This window comes from Paraburkholderia sp. BR14374 (assembly GCF_040948685.1).
GTDB lineage: Bacteria > Pseudomonadota > Gammaproteobacteria > Burkholderiales > Burkholderiaceae > Paraburkholderia > Paraburkholderia youngii.
Genome location: NZ_JBFPKF010000014.1, coordinates 145,296 through 166,629 on the forward strand (window position 1 = coordinate 145,296; position 21,334 = coordinate 166,629).

General features: G+C 63.0%; 18 protein-coding genes and 1 pseudogene. 16 read left to right on the top strand and 3 right to left on the bottom strand.

Features of this window, described 5'->3' with window-relative positions; all coding sequences use genetic code 11:
- The first annotated feature begins 38 nt into the window (after nucleotides 1-38).
- From AB3X86_RS27165 to AB3X86_RS27200, 8 genes and pseudogenes are all read left to right on the top strand, one after another.
- On the top strand, nucleotides 39-1,364 hold the full coding sequence (locus AB3X86_RS27165; protein ID WP_368598393.1) for an NAD(P)/FAD-dependent oxidoreductase: 1,326 nt from the start codon (nucleotides 39-41) through the stop codon (nucleotides 1,362-1,364).
- An 89-nt stretch (nucleotides 1,365-1,453) separates the two neighbouring features.
- A complete protein-coding gene (locus tag AB3X86_RS27170) occupies nucleotides 1,454-1,924 on the top strand; it encodes an acyl-CoA thioesterase (protein WP_368598394.1) in 471 nt (156 codons plus the stop codon).
- 830 nt (nucleotides 1,925-2,754) lie between these two features.
- Nucleotides 2,755-4,266: a class II fumarate hydratase gene (gene fumC, locus AB3X86_RS27175; RefSeq protein WP_368598395.1), complete on the top strand. Its 1,512-nt coding sequence runs from the start codon at nucleotides 2,755-2,757 to the stop codon at nucleotides 4,264-4,266.
- An 87-nt stretch (nucleotides 4,267-4,353) separates the two neighbouring features.
- Nucleotides 4,354-5,022, top strand: a complete 669-nt coding sequence (locus tag AB3X86_RS27180) for a YoaK family protein (RefSeq protein ID WP_368598396.1) — start codon at nucleotides 4,354-4,356, stop codon at nucleotides 5,020-5,022.
- A gap of 70 nt (nucleotides 5,023-5,092) precedes the next feature.
- Nucleotides 5,093-5,257 (top strand): annotated as a pseudogene (gene tatA / locus AB3X86_RS27185) (Sec-independent protein translocase subunit TatA); the annotation flags it as partial.
- Nucleotides 5,258-5,267: 10 nt separating this feature from the next.
- Nucleotides 5,268-5,858: a Sec-independent protein translocase protein TatB gene (gene tatB / locus AB3X86_RS27190; protein WP_368598397.1), complete on the top strand. Its 591-nt coding sequence runs from the start codon at nucleotides 5,268-5,270 to the stop codon at nucleotides 5,856-5,858.
- Nucleotides 5,859-5,886: 28 nt separating this feature from the next.
- Nucleotides 5,887-6,666 carry a twin-arginine translocase subunit TatC gene (gene tatC / locus AB3X86_RS27195; RefSeq protein ID WP_368598398.1) on the top strand — a complete coding sequence of 260 codons (780 nt, stop codon included), beginning with the start codon at nucleotides 5,887-5,889 and terminating at the stop codon, nucleotides 6,664-6,666.
- Between the two features lie 59 nt (nucleotides 6,667-6,725).
- On the top strand, nucleotides 6,726-7,115 hold the full coding sequence (locus AB3X86_RS27200) for a response regulator (protein WP_368598399.1): 390 nt from the start codon (nucleotides 6,726-6,728) through the stop codon (nucleotides 7,113-7,115).
- Nucleotides 7,116-7,152: 37 nt separating this feature from the next.
- Here the strand turns inward: AB3X86_RS27200 and AB3X86_RS27205 are convergent, their stop codons facing one another.
- Both AB3X86_RS27205 and AB3X86_RS27210 read right to left on the bottom strand, forming a co-directional pair.
- Nucleotides 7,153-9,603 (bottom strand): ATP-binding protein, encoded by a 2,451-nt coding sequence (locus AB3X86_RS27205; protein ID WP_368598400.1) that lies wholly within the window; start codon nucleotides 9,601-9,603, stop codon nucleotides 7,153-7,155.
- A 194-nt stretch (nucleotides 9,604-9,797) separates the two neighbouring features.
- Nucleotides 9,798-10,550 carry a response regulator gene (locus AB3X86_RS27210; RefSeq protein WP_368598401.1) on the bottom strand — a complete coding sequence of 251 codons (753 nt, stop codon included), beginning with the start codon at nucleotides 10,548-10,550 and terminating at the stop codon, nucleotides 9,798-9,800.
- 427 nt (nucleotides 10,551-10,977) lie between these two features.
- Here AB3X86_RS27210 and AB3X86_RS27215 point away from each other — a divergent pair, with 427 nt between their 5' ends.
- From AB3X86_RS27215 to AB3X86_RS27250, 8 genes are all read left to right on the top strand, one after another.
- On the top strand, nucleotides 10,978-12,384 hold the full coding sequence (locus tag AB3X86_RS27215; RefSeq protein ID WP_368598402.1) for a cytochrome ubiquinol oxidase subunit I: 1,407 nt from the start codon (nucleotides 10,978-10,980) through the stop codon (nucleotides 12,382-12,384).
- A 13-nt stretch (nucleotides 12,385-12,397) separates the two neighbouring features.
- A complete protein-coding gene (cydB, locus tag AB3X86_RS27220) occupies nucleotides 12,398-13,387 on the top strand; it encodes a cytochrome d ubiquinol oxidase subunit II (RefSeq protein ID WP_368598403.1) in 990 nt (329 codons plus the stop codon).
- A 30-nt stretch (nucleotides 13,388-13,417) separates the two neighbouring features.
- The gene (locus AB3X86_RS27225; RefSeq protein WP_176384753.1) at nucleotides 13,418-14,161 is read left to right on the top strand and encodes a (Fe-S)-binding protein; all 744 of its coding nucleotides are present in this window, start codon (nucleotides 13,418-13,420) and stop codon (nucleotides 14,159-14,161) included.
- A complete protein-coding gene (locus AB3X86_RS27230) occupies nucleotides 14,158-15,531 on the top strand; it encodes a lactate utilization protein B (RefSeq protein ID WP_368598404.1) in 1,374 nt (457 codons plus the stop codon). The genes AB3X86_RS27225 and AB3X86_RS27230 overlap by 4 nt, the downstream gene beginning before the upstream one ends.
- Nucleotides 15,528-16,127 carry a lactate utilization protein C gene (locus AB3X86_RS27235; RefSeq protein ID WP_368598405.1) on the top strand — a complete coding sequence of 200 codons (600 nt, stop codon included), beginning with the start codon at nucleotides 15,528-15,530 and terminating at the stop codon, nucleotides 16,125-16,127. Before AB3X86_RS27230 ends, AB3X86_RS27235 begins: the two co-directional genes overlap by 4 nt.
- 14 nt (nucleotides 16,128-16,141) lie before the next feature.
- Nucleotides 16,142-18,238: an FUSC family protein gene (locus AB3X86_RS27240; RefSeq protein ID WP_368598406.1), complete on the top strand. Its 2,097-nt coding sequence runs from the start codon at nucleotides 16,142-16,144 to the stop codon at nucleotides 18,236-18,238.
- Between the two features lie 206 nt (nucleotides 18,239-18,444).
- Nucleotides 18,445-19,479 (top strand): LysR family transcriptional regulator, encoded by a 1,035-nt coding sequence (locus tag AB3X86_RS27245; RefSeq protein ID WP_368598407.1) that lies wholly within the window; start codon nucleotides 18,445-18,447, stop codon nucleotides 19,477-19,479.
- A 563-nt stretch (nucleotides 19,480-20,042) separates the two neighbouring features.
- Nucleotides 20,043-20,987, top strand: coding sequence for a LysR family transcriptional regulator (locus tag AB3X86_RS27250; RefSeq protein ID WP_368598428.1), 945 nt, complete (start codon nucleotides 20,043-20,045; stop codon nucleotides 20,985-20,987).
- A gap of 58 nt (nucleotides 20,988-21,045) precedes the next feature.
- On the opposite strand, the gene AB3X86_RS27255 is transcribed toward AB3X86_RS27250, so the two are convergent.
- The gene (locus tag AB3X86_RS27255; RefSeq protein WP_368598408.1) at nucleotides 21,046-21,213 is read right to left on the bottom strand and encodes a hypothetical protein; all 168 of its coding nucleotides are present in this window, start codon (nucleotides 21,211-21,213) and stop codon (nucleotides 21,046-21,048) included.
- Between the last annotated feature and the right edge of the window lie 121 nt (nucleotides 21,214-21,334).

The following is a 21,334-nucleotide window of genomic DNA, read 5'->3' on the forward strand; positions in this document are numbered from 1 at the left end:
CGCACCGACATCAAGCCCACTGAAACGAAGGTGCCTGAATGCATCGCATAGTTATCGTAGGCGGTGGCGCCGGCGGCCTCGAGCTGGCGACCCGGCTGAGTAACCGCTTCGGCCTGCGCAAGCGTCAACGCGAGCGAAATGTTTGCGTCACGCTGGTCGATCGTCAACCCGCCCATATCTGGAAGCCCCTGCTGCATAAGGTGGCAGCTGGCAGTATGAGCCCGGCCTCCCACGAGCTTTCGTATGCCGCCCAAGGTCGCTGGCACGGATTTGATTTCCAGCAGGGCGAACTGGTCGGGCTCTCGCGTTCGTCCAGGCAGGTGATGCTCGGGGCCGTGCGCGACGATCACGGTGTCGAGTTGCTGCCGGAGCGCGCGCTCGACTACGACACGCTGGTGGTTGCGATTGGCAGTACGACTCAGTATTTCGGCGTAGAGGGCGCGGCCCGTCATGCGATCGCGCTCGATTCGGTCGCCCAGGCCGAGCGCTTTCGCAGGCGCTTCATCGAAGCGTGCAGGCGGGCCGGCGGCGCGCGCGGCAGTGACAACGCCGCCGTCGCGCCGCGCATGCAGGTGGTCATCGTCGGTGCAGGGGCAACGGGTGTCGAACTGTCGGCGGAGCTGCGCGACGCCGCCTACGAGTTGTCGCAATATGGACTTCACGATCTCGACCCGACGCACGATGTGGGAATCGTCGTCATCGAGGCGGGGCCGCGCATCCTGCCAGCCCTTCCAGAGCGCGTGGCACGCGCAACGGCCGAACGTCTCGGCCAATTGGGCGTGACGTTGATGGTTGGAGAGTCCGTCGCGCGCGTGCTCCCCGGCAGTGTCGTCACGGGCAGCGGCAAGCGCATACGCGCGGACTTGACGGTCTGGTCCGCTGGCGTGACCGCGCCGCCCGTGCTTTCCCTGCTCGACGGCTTGAACATCAATCGGCGTGGCCAACTGGTTGTGCGCGATACGCTCCAGTCCGAAACCGACGAAGACGTCTTCGCGCTCGGCGACTGCGCAGCATGCGAATGGCCGGGAAAAAGCGGTGGCGTGCCGCCGCGCGCGCAAGCGGCGCATCAGCAGGCCGCTTTTCTAGTCGAAGCGCTCACATCCCGCGTTGAGGGCAAGACGCTGCCACAGTTCCGGTATCGCGACTTCGGGTCTCTGGTTTCGCTGAGCCGATTCGGCGCGGTTGGAAACCTCGTCGCGGGCAGCGGTGAGGGCCTGTATGTCGCCGGCCTGATTGCGCGCGGCTTGCACGCGTTGCTCGAGCGCATGCACGTGGCGGCGTTGTACGGCATCCGGCGCATGGTGCTCGACACCATGGCGAACTGGCTGCGCCGGGCGACGAGCCCTCGCATCAAGCTGCATTGATGATGACACGCGACCAGCATTCTTATATTCCCTAGCGCTAACCCCAGGTTCGGCACGGTGCCGGACCCACTTTCAGCTCCACAGAAGCTATGAATTTCCACACCAGAAAATGGATCAAGCCGGAAGACCTGAACCCGAACGGCACGCTGTTCGGCGGCAGTCTGCTGCGCTGGATCGACGAAGAAGCCGCCATTTACGCGATTTGCCAATTGGAAAACCAGCGCGTGGTGACCAAGTTCATGTCGGAGATCAATTTTGTCAGCTCCGCGCGCCAAGGCGACATCATCGAACTGGGCATGACCGCGGCCCACTTTGGCCGTACGTCAATCACGCTGCGCTGCGAAGTGCGCAACAAGATAACGCGCAAGAGCATTCTGACGGTCGAGAAGATGGTTTTCGTGAACCTCGGCGAGAACGGCGAGCCGGCACCGCACGGACGCACACGCATTCGCGATGCGGACGAGGCATTCGCGCGGTATCGCATGAGCAATGCGCCGGCCGCGCAGAGTGTGGTCGTCGAGGAAGCCGCTGCGCGTGTCGAAGTTGACACGATGCGCTGACTGGCCTGCCCGAATTCGATGGCGGTAGCTATCCGGCCGAGGAGGCTGCCAAAAGCCTTTCGCGCAAAACGAAAGAGAGCAAAATATCGATCTCGTCCTGCTTTACGAGGGTCGGAATTTACGCGCCCATCAATGGGGGAGTTCCAACTGCCCATCCTGGCCTTATCTCACGGGATTCGAAACACGCGCCCGCAGCACTGCATGCTACAGCGAGCGATGGTAGATTCTCTCGAAACCACCGCTGTACTTGTCGGCCGTAAGCGACGATCAGCAACGGTTGACTGAAGCGCCAGCGCAGCCGGCGACAAGGTCGGCATCGTGCAGGTCGTTACGGTTTCTAAGCGAGCACCCGGTCATCGAGCGCAAAGCCGCGGTGCCCCGGTTCCCCACAAACGTCCGCTCGACGCCCGTATCGATAAGACCCTACAGCGTGACGCCGCTCTGCGTGCGAGCCGCAAAGGGCAAATTCGTCGCTGAAAAAAAAATCGTCAACTTTCGCTTTTTCATCCGACAGGTTCCCTCGGTAGGCAAATCGCCGCACAGTCAAACGGAAAGCCGCTCTTTCGTTAGCGCCAGCTACCTTCCCGTTTCCCTAATTGCGCCGCTTGTTACGGCTGCAACTACCATCATTCCCCGCGTTTCAATTGCAATGGCAACGCTCAAATCCGAAACGCTCCGATAACCGCTCGCGGGTCAAATGCTTGTCATCGGGAAGCGCAGTCGAATATCGGAAACGGCGCTCCCGACTCGGGTGCCGCTGCAGTCCAGCGGCGTTGAATCTCTCGACAGTCCAGACACGGCGTCGCAATTGGATAGATAAAGGAACGCAGATGAATCGCAGGGAAATGATGCAATCCACCCTTCTTGCCTCGGTGGCGCTTGCCAGCACAAACGCGTTTGCACAATCGGCTGGTGCGACTGCATCGGCATCGGCATCGGTGACGGGTTTCCGCCAGGAAACTGACAGTATGGGCATCGTCAATGTGCCTGCCGACAAACTGTGGGGTGCGCAAACCCAGCGCTCGCTCGAGCACTTCAGTATTGGCCCCGATCTGATGCCCAGGGAGATGGTCACCACGTATGCGATCCTGAAGAAGGCAGCGGCCAACGTCAATTACTCGGAGAAGCGGCTCACTGACCAGCAGCACGACCTGATCGTCAAGGTGTGCGACGAAATCATCGACGGCCAGCACGCCGACATGTTCCCGCTGCACGTATGGATGACCGGCAGCGGCACGCAGTTCAACATGAACGTGAACGAGGTGATCTCCAACCGCTGTTGCCAGATCGCGGGCACGCCGCTCGGCAGTCATACGCCGGTTCATCCGAACGATCACGTGAACATGTCGCAGTCGTCCAATGACTCTTTTCCGACCGCGATGTACATGGCCGCGGCGATCAACGTGAAGCGCCGCCTGATGCCCGCCATAGCGAACCTGCGGGATTCCATCGGCGCGAAGGCGAAGGAGTGGATGGACATCGTCAAGATCGGTCGCACGCACATGCAGGACGCAACGCCGATCACGCTTGGTCAGGAGTGGTCCGGCTACGAGGGCATGCTGACCGACAACCTCGAACGGCTCGACGATGCGCTGAAGGGAACCTATCGCCTTGCCTTGGGGGGCACTGCCGTAGGCACCGGCCTGAACACCACGCCGCAATTCGCGCCCGCTGTCGCGGCGGAGATTGCGCGCCTCACGAACCTGCCGTTCGTGACCGCTCCGAACAAGTTCACCGTGCAGGGCGCTCACGATGCGCTGATTCACATGTCGGGCACCATGCGCACGCTGGCGGTTTCGCTCTACAAGATCGCTAACGACATCCGGTTGATGTCGTGCGGGCCCCGTGCCGGCTTCGCAGAACTGATCATTCCGGAAAACGAGCCCGGCTCGTCGATCATGCCCGGCAAGGTCAACCCCACGCAGGCGGAGGCGCTCGCGATGGTGGCCGCGCATGTGATGGGCAGCGACGTTTCCACGGGAATCGGCGGCGCAAGCGGATACCTGGAAATGAACGTGTACAAGCCGCTGATCATTTTCGACATCACGCACTCGATCACGATCATGACGGACTCCAGCACGAACTTCCGCAAGTTCCTCGTGGAAGGCACAAAGCCGAATCTGAAGAAGATCAAGGAGTACGTGGACCGCTCGTTGATGCTCGTGACTGCGCTGTCGCCGGTCATTGGTTACGACAAGGCTTCGAAGATCGCGCACTACGCGTACGACAATGACCTCACGCTGAAGGAAGCGGCACTCAAGCTCAATTACGTGAGCGAAGCGGACTTCGACCGGATCGTCGATCCGCGCAAAATGGTGACGCCTTACGTTGCGCACAAATAGGGCGCGACGTATCAGCGATGTCATTCACAAGCGGGAGCCCCGACTCGGACTGGATGGTGATCGGGCTTCCGCCGTCAGGAAATGAAGATGGAATCAGTGAAAGCGCATCCGGCAATCGCGATACTGCTCACGTTGTGCGGCGGATTTCTCGATGCGTTCACATTTGTCGGTCATGGCCGCATATTTGCGAATTCGATGACGGGAAACATCGTGGTGACGGCGGTCAGTCTCGCCGCCGAAAACCGCGGCGCAGCACTTGCGCATCTAGTGCCTCTGGGCGGATTTGCTGTTGGGGTGTTCGGCGCGCACCTGTTGCGTCTGGCTGCTTCACGAGATGAGTCGCTTTCAGCCATCGTTGCGCTGCTGCTCGAAGCTGTGTTCCTCTTCGCCGCCGCAATAGTCGGCATGCCGCAGCTATTGCTGATACCGGGAATCTCATTCGTTGCCGCTTTGCAGACGACCATTTTCACGCATTCCGGCACACAGCCTTATTCGTCGGTCATGACGACAGGGAACTTGCTGAGGACCTTGCAAGGTTTCTTTCGATCGACGATACCGCGGCGCGATTTCGCGGGAATACGCAGCGCAGCTGTGCTCGCAACAATATGTTTCTGCTTCGCCTGCGGTGCTACGGCGGGTGCCGTCGCGACGCAACGGTTTCACGATATCGCGTTGCTCGGCCCTTCGTCCCTCGCGTTCATCGCACTGATTTGCCTTGTCGCGCTGAAAACCCGCAATTGCAGGCAAGAAGCTTAACTTCACATATACGGGCTACCAGCCCAATTTCCGGTTCATCACAACGACCGCATTTTTAAGGAGCATTGTCATGGGATCGCTGAGTATCTGGCATTGGTTGATTGTTTTGGTCATCGTTTCTCTGGTCTTCGGAACGGCGAAGTTGCGAAATATCGGCTCCGACCTTGGCTTTGCGGTGAAGGGCTTCAAGGATGGAGTCAAAGAGGCCGAGTCACTTTCGCGAAGCGCTAACGCGGAGCTCACGGGTGAGCGCGGCGGACGCGGCCATTGATCTTCAGCGACGCTTCGTTGCCCGCCGTTTCACCATTTTGGAGAGCAGTTCGATGTTAGACGTGGATTTTTCGAAATTGCTGTTGATCGCGGCGGTCGCAGTAGTCGTGCTTGGGCCCGAGCGCCTGCCGCTTGCTGCGCGCGCGTTGGCTGTCCTCATTGGGCGTTCGCGGCGATACCTCGATGATCTCAGGTCGCAGGTCACCGAGGATCTCGAGCTCGGGCAACTGCGCGCAATGAAATCGCAGATCGAGTCGGGCGTACAGGAATTCGCCGCGCTCGCGGACCGAGGCGGGTCGCTCACGCGCAACGCCGTGACTTTGCTGGACGCGGACACGTCAGAGACCCCGATGGCCGCTCCACCCGAGCACGATCAAGCGGTTAGGCCCGCGCGGCTATCACGTCGTGCAACGGAATCATGGCGTGCGAATGCACCTACGACAGGCGCAGGCGATGGGCACCCTCCGCGCCGCAGCCGCCGACACATCGGTGCTGCGCAGCCGCGTCCGCTACGCCATGCGGCCGCCAGAAGAAGGAACCGCATCCTAATGGGAATTGCCCGGTGACAGCGGGAAACGCAAAAGGTGACACACGATGAGCAGTACACGAAAACTCCCCTATCAAGCCGACGAGCAAGCCGTACAAACCGACCAGCCGTATCTGACCCACATCGTGGAGCTGCGCCGGCGTTTGATGAGAGCAGCCGCCGCGGTCCTCGGGGCTTTCGTGGGACTCGTCTACTGGGCGCCGGAGATCTTCCGCCTCGTAGTGCGGCCTCTGGCCGACAACCTGCCACAAAACGGCAAGCTCATCGTCACGGACGTGACGGGCTCGTTCTTTGTGCCGATGAAAGTCACGATGATGGTGGCATTCGTCGTCGCGTTGCCGGTCGTGTTGCATGAGTTGTGGTCGTTTGCGGCGCCGGGCCTCTACAGGCATGAAAGGAAGCTCATAGGGCCGCTCGTGGTCTGCAGCTATGCACTGTTTCTCGCCGGGATGGCCTTTTCATATTTCCTTGTATCTCCCGCGATCCTTCATCTGATGGCGCACTATAACGCGCCGCTCGGCGCTCAGATGATGACGGACATAGACCATTACCTGCGCTTTACCGTTCGCTTGTTCATCGCGTTCGGCGTGGCTTTCGAGGTGCCGGTCGTCATCGTCGTGCTGGTCCGCAGTGCGCTCGTGGATATCGCCACATTGAAGCAGATTCGTCCTTACATGATCGTCGGCGCATTCGTCGTCGCCGCAGTCGTGACGCCGCCCGATGTCGTGTCGCAGTTGCTCCTTGCTGGCCCGCTCGTGCTCCTTTACGAGCTCGGGATCGTGGCAGCAAGGATGTTTGGCAGCATCGGGAAATCGGCCGACCAGTGACGCGCAGGTAGGTCGATGGCGCACTCAGGCCAATTCGTGACAACCGAAAAGGATCGATTGTGGAAGATCGAAAAAGGGTGTTGGTGATGGAGGACGACACATCAATGCGGGCGCTGCTCTCCCTCACGTTCCGGGATGCGGGCTATGACGTGCTGGAGTCAGCGGGCGCGAGCGTTCCGGATTTCATAGTAAGCCCGATTGATCTTGCGGTGGTCGATATCAATCAGCCGAAGGCGATGGATCCTGAGCGGATCGCTCTCGTTCGGACTGTCTTTCCCTCGGTGCCAGTGATCGCGATTTCGGGCTATTTCCCGACACAGGCTCATGCCATGGCGATGCTTGCCAGCCGGTTGGGCGTAGAACGGGCGCTGGCCAAGCCGTTCAGGCGCGAAGCGTTGCTACAAGCCGCTGCGGCGTTGGTCGGCCGGGTCGCGAATGGCTCTGGGTGACGACGCGTGGCGCCGACGGCTGTGGCGATGCGAGCGCCTAGTCGGGCAGTAGATGCTTCAGCGTGCGCGCAAGTTCTGCCTTAGGCAACGGCTTGCGCAATTGCGCGTTGACGCCAGCCTCGCGCGCCTGGCTTTCCAGCGCGGGGCTGTTGAATCCGCTGACAAGAACGATGGGTATCTCGGCGCGTACAGAACGGATCATCCGGGCGAGTTCGACGCCGGTTATCTCCGGCATCGTCTGGTCCGTGACGACCGCGTCGAAGCGCTGAGGATCGGCGCGGAAGGCCTGCCACGCCGCGTCGCTGGAGACGAAGCCTGCCGGCTCGTAGCCCAGTTCCGCGAGGCGCTCCTCGCCGATCCGCACCAGCGCTTCTTCATCGTCGACGAGCAGGATGGTCTGCCCTTCACCGTGGGGGCAAGCCTCTTTGTCCCCGGGTGCTTGACTGGTATGTGAATCGATTGTTGGAAGCAGAAGCGTGAATTGGCTTCCTGCACCGACCACCGTCCGGACGTCGATGCCGCCGCCATATTCGCGAACGATCCCGTCGACGAGCGCCAGTCCCAACCCGGTTCCCTCACCGGCTTTGCGCGTCGTGAAGAACGGATTGAAAATGCGTTCGAGCAGATCGGGCGTCATGCCTACACCGGTATCCGACACGGCGAGCCTGACGAAATGCCCCGCTTCGACGGCGCCGTGCGACAGCGAGCATGCTGCGTCGAGATCGAGCGTGTCGAGGACCACGCTGAGCGTTCCGCCGCCCGGCATGGCGTGGATCGCATTGACGCAAAGGTTGGTCACCAGCTGGTCGAGATGCGCCGGATCGCCTTCGATGTGAGCCTCCGGTGCGTTAAGTTCGACTTGCAGTCGGATGCCGGCGGGAAGGCGCACCTTCAGCATTTCGATCGAGTCGTGAACGACGGGCTGAACCTGTACGGGCTGCCGGGTGGTGAGTCCGCTGCGACTGAAGGTGAGAATCCGCTCGACCAGCGAGCGTGCGCGGTCAGCCGACTTGAGCATCTGCGCGACATAGTGGTGCTCTGGCGTCTGGTCCGCGAGTGCCTCGATCGCGAGCTCGCCATAGCCGACGATCGCGCCAAGAATGTTATTGAAGTCATGGGCAATGCCGCCGGCGAACGTGCCTAGCGCTTCCAGCTTCTGCGATTGCCTGAGCTGGCTTTCTAGCTGACGGCGCGCCTGCTCGTCCTGGCGGCGCTGCGTGACGTCTTCCACGGTCGCCACGATGACATCTTCCTGGCGTTCCAAGTCTTTGTCCGTCGTCTCGTCCGACACAGTAACGCGCGCGAGCCGCACGTCTGTCCAGACCGTGTATCCGTCGCGGTGCTGGTAGCGTTTCTCGAAGCGAATGCTTGGCAAGCCATCTCGCAGCAGCCGCTCGACATGCTGCCGGGTGAGTTCGACGTCCTCGGGATGGGCGATGTCGGTGTCGGTCAGATTCTTGAGCTCCGTTGACGAGTAACCGACCATGCGTTGAAACGCGGGGTTGGCGGCGAGGTAGCGCCCGCGCGGCCGCAACAGCATGATTCCCGCCGGCGCGTTGTCGAACACGGCTCTCCAGCGTCGCTGGCTCGACTGGAGCCGGCGCGTGAAGCGTCCGAGTTGCTGCAGCCTCCTCATGAGCGCGAGGCCGAGCGCCGCCACGAGTAGCGAAAGCGCACTGGTGCCGATGAAGTCGTAGATCGTAGTTATGCGCCATGTCTGAAGCGCGAGCGCTTCGTCGCGGGTGACGTCGACCGTCAACTGGAATCCGGGCACCGGTTTGCGGGCGGAGAGTAACGGCCGCCCGCGCTCGCCCGGTTGCCTCCCGCTTATGGACGCCACGACCGGCGCGCCGTCCTCACGCCGGAGAGTGATGCCGGTGCGTTCGTCTGCATCGACCCGCCTGTAGAAGTCGCGAAAGTAGCCGTCTTCGATCAGCGCGACAACGGCGCCCTTGAATCGGCCATTTGCGTCCTCGAGACGGCTAGCCATCGCAAACGTAGGGCGCCCGTCGACCATGCTGACGAGCGGCTCGCTCACCACCATCGCGTTGCCAGATGCGCGCTGCACAGCCTTGAAGTAGGGCCGTTGTGAGACATTGGCGGCGGGGTTGCCCGGGAGGGTCGTCGCTATCCGCTGGCCCGTGGCATCGACGATGTCAAGTTGCCTGATCTGGGGTACGCCGGCGATTTCCTCGCGAAGAAAGCGGTTCACCGCCTGCCCGTCCGCTGGGTACTTTGCGTCGTGCGACCAGCCGGAAGTGCGCCGGAGTATGAATTCGACGCCCTGCAGCGATCGGGCTGTTTGCTCTGCGAGCGCGCTCGCGAGGCTCGACAGTTCCCTGGCGTTGGACTGAAGCACCAGTTGGCGCGATCGAAAGCTCTCTGTGACCGCGCCGATCCACAAAAGGAGTACCAGCAGGCACCCTGCTGCCAACAACCTGTACTGATGCGGCCATGCAAACCTGCGCCTGATTCTTTCCTTGCTCATCGAGGCTCTTGTGTTCAGTTCGCGACGATCGGACAAACGTGGCCGCGCCGTATTGCCGCGAGCATTTTCGATGGGGACAATTACCAGCAATGACCTAGCCGTTTCCGTTTCGGGCTACATCAATTGCGACCGAAAAGTCCCGCTAATCGCGTACTGCATGTTAAGCGCAGGGGACGCGGCGAGAAAGCTGCGGGTCAGCGCATTTCCCACTCGACCGGCGGGGCCAGCTTTTCAACTTGCGCGGTGAAGACATAGCCCGCGCCGCGTTCGGTTTTGATGTAACGCGGGTTAGATGGGTCTTCCTCGATTTTTCGGCGCAGCCGCAGGATTTGCACATCGATGGCGCGGTCGTAGACCTCGTCGTAGAGTCGGCTGGATTCGAGCAGTTGGTCACGCGTCAGGATCTGGCCGGGCGCCGCGAGAAACGCGGCAAGCAGCGAAAACTCGCCGTTGGTCAATCCCACCGTGCGGCCCGCTGGGGAGACAAGGCGCCGCGTGTTGATGTTCAGTTCCCAACCTGCGAAACGGTAGCCTCGCGGTTTTGCCTGCCGCCCGGTGGCAGCCTGCGTGTTCCTGGATCGGCGCAGAAGGGCACGAACACGCGCCAGCAGCTCGCGGCAACTGAACGGCTTTGTCATGTAGTCGTCCGCTCCCAGTTCCAGCGCCATCACGCGGTCTGCCTCTTCGTGGCGACCCGAAAGGATCAAAATCGGGAGCGATGATTTTTCACGGATGCGGCCGGCTATCTGGATACCGTCTTCGCCCGGCATGCGCAGATCGAGGATGATCAGATCGACGGCACCGTTTCCGAGCGCGGCCGCCATTTCTGCTCCGCTAGCCACGGCGGACACGCGAAAGTCGTTTTGTCCCAGGTATTCGGTCGTTATGTCACGAATTGCGGGGTCATCGTCGACGACGAGTATGTGAGGCAAGGTGATGTCGGCCATGACTGGAAACCTCGCGACAGTAAAGGCCTGGCAGCTAGCTCAAGCGATTTCGAATTGCCGATAGTCCGGCGACCGTCCTGTAAGGGAAAAGTCGGCGTATCGGTTTGATCGTACGCACATTTTAACGGCTCGGGGCGGAATCGGTAGAGACAATGCTATAGACCGAAGACCGCACAAACGACACTGGGCACTGAAAGCAGCGTTCCAGGAAAACCGCCGAAAAACGGAACTGAACTGAACAGCCCCCTGCTCGGGCTGTTCACCATGTCGGAAGGAATGGCCGCGTGCGCGATGTAGCTACGCGCCACCGCGACCGTAGATTGCTTCACCCGACGTTACAGCTGTAACGCTCCAGCGCCGCCTCGAAACCGACTAGCAACATGCGAGACCCAAACTCCAGCCAACACTACTTCACTGGAGCGAGCGCGTGGAAACCTCTGCACTCCTGCTATCGCGGATACAGTTCGCCGCGACGGTTTCGTTTCACATCATCTTTCCGTCGTTCACAATCGGCCTCGCTGCGTGGCTGTCCGTGCTGGAGGCCATGCAGCTCGCGACCGGCAATCCCGTCTACCGGCGAGTGTTCGACTTCTGGCTGAAGATCTTCGGCGTCGCGTTCGGCATGGGCGTGGTGTCCGGCGTCGTCATGGCGTTCCAGTTCGGCACGAACTGGAGCGAGCTGTCGCGTGCGAGCGGACCGATTCAGGGGCCATTGCTCAGCTATGAGTCTTTCACTGCGTTCGCGCTCGAAGCCACGTTTTTCGGCGTCATGCTGTTCGGACGTAACCGCGTCAAGCCGTGGTTCTATCTGATGTCGTGCATGCTCGTGGCACTCGGGACCACGCTTTCGGCGTTCTGGATCCTCGTCAACAACTCGTGGATGCAGCATCCGGTCGGCTATGTCGTGCAGAACGGTGTCTATGTTCCCACCGACTGGGCCGCCATCGTCTTCAACAGCGTGGTGTGGGTTCGCTTTCCGCACATGTTGCTCGCGGCCTATCTGACCACGGCGTTCTGCGTCGCGGCCGTCGGCGCTTGGTACCTGCTCAAGGACACGAGCCGCGTGGAGGCCATCGTCATGTTCCGCATGGCGCTGGGCCTTGCCGCCGTGCTCGTGCCGCTGCAGATCCTGTTCGGCCACCTGACGGGCGACTACATCCATGATGACCAGCCCACCAAGTTCGCGGCCGTCGAAGGCCGCTGGGTCGACGAGCAGCCGGCTGCCGAAGTGATCTTCGCGGTGCCCGACGCCAAGGCCGAACGCAACCGCTACGAGTGGAAGATCCCGGTGCTCGGCAGCGTGATTGCCTCCGGCACGCTCGATTCGCGCGAAGTCGGCCTCAAGGATTTCCCCGTCGCCGACCGGCCGCCGATCCTTGTTCCTTTCTTCGCTTTCCGGATCATGGTCGGCTGCGGCATGCTGATGCTCGCCCTCGCCTGGATCGGCACGTACGTTGCACGGCGCGGCAAGCTGGAGGAACGCAAGTGGCTGCTGTGGCCAGTCGCCCTGAGCTTCCCGCTGGGCTTCGTCGCCATCCTCACCGGCTGGTTCACCGCCGAAGTCGGCCGTCAACCCTGGACCATCTGGGGCGTGCTGCGCACCGCGGACGCGATGACGCCAGGCCTCTCCGCTCACTTCGCCCTCGCGTCGCTGATCATGTATGTGCTCGTCTACGGGTTCATCTTCTGCTTCGGCGTCTACTACATCCTGAGCATCATCCGCAGCGGCGTTTTCAGCGGCAAGGTGCTCACCGTCTGGAACGGGCACGTCATTCCGCAGACGTACGAACCCCGTCTGCCCGCGACAACGCGCGCTTCATCGTCCAATCACTAATCGGGAGAACAACATGCTTGACTGGTTCTGGCTGTTCGAGCTCGCCTTCGCCCTCGCCGCCTATATCGTGCTCGACGGCTTCGACCTCGGCGTTGGCATTTTGAGCGGCTTCGCCGCGAGCACCGCCCGGCGCGACCAGATGGTCGCCTCGATCTCGCCCGTCTGGGACGGCAACGGAACCTGGCTCGTGATCGCGGGCACCATCCTGTTCGGAGCGTTCCCGTCGATCTATTCGATCGCTCTCCCGGCGCTCTACGCTCCGCTCTCCGCCATGCTGGCTGGCCTGATCATGCGCGGTGTCGCAATTGAATTCCGCCACAGGGCGCACGGTTCGCGCTGGGTGTGGAACGTGTTGCTGTTCGCGGGTTCGCTGCTTGCCGCATTCGCACAGGGTGTTGCGCTCGGCGCGTACGCGCAGGGCGTCCCTGTCGAGAACATGCACTACACCGGCAACGGCTTCGAGTGGGCCTCGGCGTTCCCGTTGTGGTGCGGTCTCGGCGCGGTGCTTTCGTATGGTCTGCTCGGTGCCGGCTGGCTGGTGCTCAAGGGCGAGTACGACCTGCGCCAGTTTGGCTGCTCGGCTCTGAACCGCCTGACGCCGATGACGGTCCTTGTTCTCGCCGCGATGTTCGCCGTCACGCTTTTCGACCATCGCGTGATCGAGGCGCGCTGGCAGCTTCACCCGGCGCTCTTCGTTCTGCCGCTGCTGAGCCTCGCGACGCTGGTCGGCCTGCCGCTCGCCGCGCGCCGTGGTGAAGGACGCACACCTTTCGTCCTTGCGGCGCTCAGTTGCGCGCTGCTTCTCGTGACGCTCGCGGCATCCTACCTGCCGTACGTCGTTCCGTTCGATCTCACGATCGACCAGGCAGCCGCACCGGCCTCCAGTCAAACCTTCATGTTCTGGGGCGCGGGTCTCTTCGTCCTGCCGCTAATCGTCGCCTATACGTACGTGGCCTATGCGGTATTCCGCGGCCGCGTCTCCAGCAATCATGCCTATCACTGAATCGACCCTTCCATTTGAGGAAATGCTGCCATGAAGGTCGCCCTGTTCGTTCCATGCTTCATCGATTCGTTTTTTCCCGATGTCGGCATTGCCACGCTCGAACTGCTCGAGCGCCTCGGCTGCGACGTCGACTATCCGCTCGATCAGACCTGTTGCGGTCAGCCCATGGGCAATAGCGGTTGCGAGAATCAAGCCGCCGCCACCGAAAATCTCTTCGTGCGCAATTTCACAGGCTACGACTACATCGTCGCGCCGAGCGGCAGCTGCGTGCACCACGTCCGCGACAACCTGACGGCGGCCGATCAGACCAGCGACGCGCAGAAGGTGCGCCGCAACACCTATGAACTCGTCGAGTTCATCCACGACGTCCTCGAGGTGCGCGAATTCCCCTGGGCCGAGTTTCCGCACAAGGTCGGTCTGCACAACAGCTGCGGCACGCTGCGCAGCCTGAAGACGGCCAGCATGTCGGAAATCGCGGGGCCCGTCTTTTCCAAACCGATGACGCTGCTGAGCGGCGTCAAAGGCATCGAGTTCATCAAGCCGGACCGGCCCGACGAATGCTGCGGTTTCGGCGGCACGTTCTGTGTCTCGGAGGAGCCCGTGTCGGCCCGCATGGGCGCGGACAAGGTGCGCGACCACAAGCGCAACGGCGCCGAATACATCGTCTCGGCCGACTCTTCGTGCCTGATGCACCAGAAGGGTTGCGCGGACCGCCTCGGGCTCGGTCTGAAGTTCATCCATATCGCCCAGATCCTGAATGGAGCACGAGCATGAAACGCGTCGATCACGTGGGTTTTTCGAAGAAGTTCATCGCGGACGAAAAGCACATCGAATTCCACGACAAGCGTCTGTGGGGGCTGCGCAGCGCCCGCGACATCGAAGTCCACGGCATTCCCGAATGGGAGGAAATGCGCTCGCTCGCCTCGGCGATCAAGGAGCACACGCTCACGCATCTGCCTGACTATCTCGAGCAGTTCGAGCGCAACGCTACCGCCAATGGCGTGAAGGTGCATTGGGCGAAAGATGCCGAGGAGCACAATCGCATCGTGTACGAGATCCTGAGCGAGCGTAACGCACGTGTGCTCGTGAAGAGCAAGTCGATGCTGACCGAAGAGTGCGAAATGCGCCCGTATCTCGAGGAGCGCGGCATCACCGTCGTGGAGACCGATCTCGGCGAGCAGATCCAGCAGCTCGACGACGAGATGCCCTCGCACATCGTCGTGCCGGCGGTCCACAAGCTGGCCACCGACGTCGCCAGGACCTTTGCCGAGAAGTTCGGCACGGACCCGAATGAAAAGGACATTCCGAAGCTCGCCGAGGCGCAGCGCAACGCCACGCGCCCGCTGTTCCTGAACGCGGACGCCGGCATGACCGGCTGCAATTTCGCCGTGGCGGAAACGGGCGGCGTCACGGTCTGCACGAACGAGGGCAACGCCGACCTCAGCGCGAACGTGCCGCCGCTGCATATCGCCTCGATCGGTATCGAGAAGCTCATTCCGAAGCTCGAGCATCTCGGCCTGTTTATCCGCATGCTGTCGCGCAACGCGCTGGGCTCGCCCATCACCCAGTACACGTCGCATTTTCGCGGGCCGCGCGAGGGCGGCGAGATGCATTTCGTGCTCGTGGACAACGGCCGCTCCGAGCGGCTCGCGATGGACGACTTCTGGTACTCGCTCAAGTGCATCAGGTGCGGCGCGTGCATGAACACCTGCCCGGTGTACCGGCGCAGCAGCGGCCTGAGCTACGGCGGCGTGTACTCCGGTCCGATCGGCGCGATCATCAACCCGACCTACGACCTGAAGAAGTACAGCTCGCTGCCATTCGCCTCCACGATGAACGGCAGTTGCACCAACGTCTGCCCGGTGAAGATCAACATTCACGAACAGATCTACAAGTGGCGGCAGATCATCGCCGAAAAGCACGAGCTGCCGTTCGTCAAGCAGGAAGCCATGATGGTCGCAGGCCAGGTGCTGTCGCACCCGAAGCTCTACCGCGCCGCGATCAAAACCGCCAACAAGGCCGTTTCCACGCTGCCGCGCGTGGTGCTTTACAACCCGCTCAACGAATGGGGCAAGAACCGCGAGGTGCCCGAAGCGCCGAGCGAAACCTTCCGTGACTGGTACCTGAAGAGGAACAAGAAATGAGCAGCCGTGATCTGATTCTCTCCCGTCTTCGCGAAGTGGCGCCCGCGCCGCGTCCGCTGCCGGAAGTGCCGATGTTCGACCAGCATCTTCCGCCCACGCTCGAGACGTTCAGGAAGTCGCTCGCGCGTCTTGGCGGTACCTGGTGCGACATGCCCGCCGATGGCGATCTCGAAGCCTGTGTCCGTTCGCGCTTCCCGCAGGCGCGCGTAGTCTGCTCCGCCGTGCCCGAGGTCGAGGGCACCCGCCGCATCGAGGATGTCGAGCGTCCGCACGATCTCGAGGATGTGGACGTGGGCATCGTGCGTCCCGCGTTCGCGGTCGCGGAAACCGGCTCCATCTGGCTGAGCGAGCACGAGTATCGCGTCAATGCGCTCGGCTATCTGTCGCAGCACCTCGTGGCGCTCGTCGATCCGTCCCATATCGTCGACAACCTTCACCATGCCTATCATCGGCGGGAGTTCTTCGAAGCCCGCTACGCATGCCTGATGAGCGGCCCGTCGGCAACGGCGGATATCGAGGGTGTGCTGATTCGCGGGGCCCAAGGCATCCGGTCGCTCACCGTGATTCCCGTGCCGCGAGCCAACGCGACCCGATAGCCGGACCCACGACAATGCAACTCTTCGTGAGCGCACGCGCGCAACTGCTGCGTTTCTGGCACCACGGCCGCCACCAGTTGCCAATGGCGGACGCACTGCGGGGCGGCGTGATCTGCGTCGTGCCCGCCGTGCTGGCCGCGGCGCTGCACATGCCGCTGCTGTGCTGGTCCGCGATCGCCGCGTTCTGGACATGCCTCGCAGATGAGCCCAGCGGCCCGGGCGTCGAGCGCAGTTGCAAGGGGCTCCTGTTCGGTATGGCCGGCGCACTTGCGTCGGCCTGCGCGATCGCTGCTCAAGCGCTGCCCGTGCTCCCGATTGCCGTGGTCGGTGTGGTTGTCTACGCGGGCGCCTGCGTTCGTGCACGAGGCCCTGCGTCGGGACTGCGCGGCCTGCTCACGGCAACGGCGTGTGCGGTATCCGCATGCTTTCCGGCGCACGGCCTCGACGCCGCGACGCGCTACGCCGCCTTCTATCTTGCGGGAAGCGTATGGGCGACGGTCGCGGGAGGCACGCTCTGGCAAACCAGCGCCGGCAAACGCGCGCAGCAGGCAACGCTTGCGTATCTCCATGCAATGTCGTCGCTCGTCGATCGCCTCGGACAGGCGGCCCACGGCAACCGGGCGCGGCTTGAGCAAGGGCGCGCGGAGCTGCGCCCGAAGCTCGACGCGATGACAGCGGCCGTCGCGAACTGCTGCGGCGAGGCGCCTTCGGCGTGCGGCCGGTGGATCGACGACGCGGAGCAGGCCATCGCCCTGCTCGCGGGCCTGGAAACGCTGCTCGACGGCGGCCACGATGCCGCCCGGCGTGAAGCAGCCGGCCTCCTTGCGCCCGCCTACGCCCAACTCGCGTTGCAGATCGACGCGAGCGCGGCACGCTTGCGCCGCGGTCCTCGCGCATTGCCGGGCGACGTCGAGCAACGGCTGGCTCGCGTGCAACAAACCTTGCGTGGCTGCGAGCCCGCCTGGCTGGCGACCCACGAGCCCGGCGAGGGATTGACGTGGCTGCGGGCGAATGTCGATCTCCTCGAGCGCCTCGCCGTTCTGCTCGCTCGCGACTTGCGCGTGGATGCTACGCGCGCAATCGCAGCAGGCCCGCGCGCAGCGCCGCACGAGGCGCCGCGCCCTGGCCGCTTGACCGCGCGGATGGTGGCACTCGTCGCCAGCAATGCCTACGCCCGGTACGCTGCGCGGCTGTCCGTCGCAGCCATGCTCGCGGTCGCGCTCGCACGCCACTCGGGCATGCAACAGGGCTACTGGCTGCCGCTCACCACGCTGTTCATCCTGCAGCCCACGCTTGCGCAAACGGTGAAGGTGTCCGGCCTGCGCATCGGCGGGACGCTGCTTGGCGCGGCGCTGGCCACGGCGTTCTCGTTTATCTTTCACGACCCGCTGCTGCTCGCCCTCGTTGTGCTCCCGCTCGCCACCGGAACGTTGGCGGCGCGCGCAGTGAGCTACCTCTCGTACATCCTGTTCCTGACCTCACACTTCATCCTGGTGGCGCATCTCGGCACGCTCGCCGGAGCGCCTTGGGCGCTGGCTGTCGCGCGGGCGGAGCTCAGCGTGGCCGGTGTGCTCGTCGGCTTCGTCGTGAGCCTCTTCGCGTGGCCCGAGCGCGACCATCATCGTCTCGGCAGCAGCGCGGCGCGCGCGCTGGAGGGCACGGCCGCGTATCTCGACGCGGTTGCGCGCCGTCTCGCTCAGCCGGTGGCTCGCGGGGGCGAAACGCTCAGAAAGGTGCGCCGACGCGCCTGCCTGGATATCGACACGCTGGAAGCCACGATCGGCGCCACGCGGTTCGAGTCGCTGGTCGTGAATCAACGGGCTGCGTGCGCAAGTGTGCTGATGCAGCGCCTCCGAACGCTGGTTGGCGCGCTGTGCCCGCTTGAATATGTCGATGCGTTGCTCGATGACACGGAACGCGCACGACTTGCCGCACTCGCTCACAAGGCGCACGCGAGGCTCACGCGCGATACCTGCACCGACGAGCTTCTCCACCATCCGCGCGACGACTCGGCACCTCACGCATCGTCGTGCCACGCGCGCGAGATCGAACGCGAAGTCACCGAAAGCGCGTGTGTCGCACACCTGCTGCGCGCCCGCCTTCTGCGCTGAGGTTGGTGTCGGCGGCACCCCGTAAGCGCTGCGGAGCCGCGTCCCGTCAAGCCCGATTTCAATTGCAATACCGCCGTGCGTGGCGCGAAACAACGCAGTAATCGCGCACCTGCAGACTTTCGCCCATCCCGCGGCGATTCGAACGCCAGCCGGCACTGATGCCGGGGCAAAGCGCGCCGCCAACCTCCAGCCCTCAGGAACGGTTTATGAACCTGTTGCAGAACATGCGGATATTCGTGCGCGTCGTGGACATGGGCAGTTTCACGGCGGCGGCCGATTCGCTCGATTCAAGCGCGGCCTCGACATCGAGAGCAGTCAGCGAACTGGAGCAACACCTCAAGGTCCGGCTGCTGACGCGCTCCACGCGCCGCATTGCATTGACCGATGCAGGGCGCACCTACCTGGGCCACTGCCGATTGATCGTACGTGCAGTCGACGAAGCGGAGCACGAGGTCTCCGAGGCAGGCAGTCTCGCTCGCGGCATGTTGCGGGTCCATAGCTTCGCGAGCTTTGGACAGCACTACCTCGTTCCCGCCATTCACGCGTATCGCCGCCTATACCCCGAAGTGACGATCGATCTCCAGCTTTCGCAAAACTTGCCGGACCTGTTCGACGGTAAATGCGACACCTCAATTCTCGCGGTCTCCGGCCTGCCGGACTCGGAGATCGTCATGCACCAGCTAGGTTCGAGCTGCAGCATCCTGTGCGCCTCGCCACGCTATCTGAACGGGCGCGGCACGCCGTTGCATCCCGGCGACCTGATCGATCACGACTGCCTCGCCCTTAGCAGGCCTACGTGTTCGTCGAGCGGGTGGGTGCTCGAAAAGGCGGGTAGTGGCAAAACCGAAAACATCGAGATCAACAGCGTATTTCGCATCAATATCGCCGAGTCGCTGGCCGCGGCGATCCGCGCGCACATGGGCATCGGGCCCCTGCCCGTCTACTCGGCGCTCGCCGGCTTGCGCGCGGGGACACTCGTGCGCGTGCTGCCGGAATACACGCTGGACAGCAAGGATATCTGCGCACTCTTTCCATCGCGCCGCTACGTCGACGCCAGAACGCGCACATGGTTGGACTACATGCGCGAGTATCTGCCCCCCGCGCTCGCACGCGATCAAGCTGCGCTCGCGAGCCTCGGCAACCCTCGCGGCTGGCTGCCTGCGCATCCAGCTTTGACCCCGGAACAGCTTGACGGGACACTCGCGATGCGCCGGCAATTGCGCAAGCAAACGGCCTTCTGACGGCTGAATGAAACGCCGGCCGGGCGTGGCGCAAACCTCGCCTGGGCCCGAGAAGCGCCTTGCTCACACCTCCACGGCGCCGACATCGTCCCATCTCGCGGCTTGCTGAGCCGGCGCTTGCGCGGTCGTTGCAGCTCGCCCGCCACCTCGTCCAATGCACGGCTGGCTGCGCACACGTCATGATTGCATTCCAGGGGCGTCGTCTGGCGCGGGGCAAGCCGCGCGCGTGTCGACTCGATGCGCCCGGTTCCCGTCGGCACGACGAAGATGGAGCCGAACGCACGCCCCGTCTCTCGCGCGACTTGCGCTGGCCAAAGAGAATCGGCCGCCGCCCTTGCAGCGCCATCTCGGAGGCCGGACGCTTTCTATACAGTTGCGACACCGGTGTGCGATGCCTCACACCGATCGTGCGGGAATGCGTGTCGGCAGCGCGCCGCGGCGTTTTTCGTTTCATTTGGAACACGCCGCATCGACGCTGAAACGCCGTCGAAACTGCAGCGCCGAAGAATTCATACACTCCCAAACTTGAGATTGCACACCGTCGCATGAACACCTTGCACAACATGCAGATCTTCGTCCGCCTGATAGATACCGGCAGCTTCACCTCCGCAGCGGCCTCGCTACAGGTGAGCCTCGGTACCGCGTCGCGGGCAGTCAGTGAACTGGAGGAGCATCTGCGCACGCGGCTGCTGCACCGATCCACGCGCCGCGTTTCCCCGACGCGCGAAGGACTGGCCTACGCCGAACGTTGCCGCATGATTCTGGCCGACGTAGCGCGGGCCGAAGACGACACCGCCCTCGCCGCCGACCACCCGAGCGGACTGCTACGCGTGCACAGTTTCGCAAGTCTCGGCCATCGGCACATCATGCCTGCGATCCAGGCCTACCGGGAACGCCATCCCGACGTCCACGTGGAACTGAGCCTGTCGCAGGCGCTTGCCAATCTCTTCGACGGCAGCTGCGATACGTCAATCGTCGCTTTCTCGCCGCCGCCGGACGCCGACCTTGCGTCGTTCCAGCTTGGCCGGTCGCAGCGCATTCTTTGCGCGTCACCTGGATATCTCGCCGCGCGCGGCGTGCCGCAATCGCCGGACGATCTGCAGTTGCATGACTGCCTGACGCTGCGTACCGCCACCTCGTCGTCGCAACGCTGGTGCCTCGAAGGCCGCGACCGGGTGAGCGTCACGCTCGCCGTCGACAGCGTGGTCAGCATCAACATTGCGGAATCGCTGGCAACGGCCGCGCGCGAGGGGATGGGGATTGCGCCGTTGCCCGCCTATGCCGCACTCGACGAATTGCGCGACGGCACGCTCGTGCGCGTACTGCCCCAGTACACCATCGATACGCGCGAAATCTGCATTCTCTATCCCTCTCGCCGGTTTATCGATGCGCGCACACGATCGTGGATCAACTTCATTTGCGACTGGCTCCCGCCCCGTCTTGATAAAGACGAGGCGGCCTTGAGCGAACTTGCACGGGAAACCGAAGCACCAGGCGTCGCGGCCTGAACGGACGCGTCGATACCGCCCCGGGCCGTTGGCTGCTTACCCTCGATGTCGTGGTACATCACGCCCTGCTGTGGAGATCGCGAATCCAATCCGGCACGATGGTCACGCCGAACCCCGCCGCAACCATGCCGACGGCCGACGCGATCTGCGTGGATTGCTCGCGGTGTTGCGAATTGAAACCGCATTGCTGACTCGCGGTGATCACGTCATCGTACAGCGACGGCACGATGGCGCGCGGGAATATGATGAGGCGTTAGGCCTTACACGCCACATCGTGTTGCCGGCAGCAGCAGCCAATCGCCGAGCGTCGTGCCCCGTGTATCGTGCAGCGAATGCGTGCGGTTTCT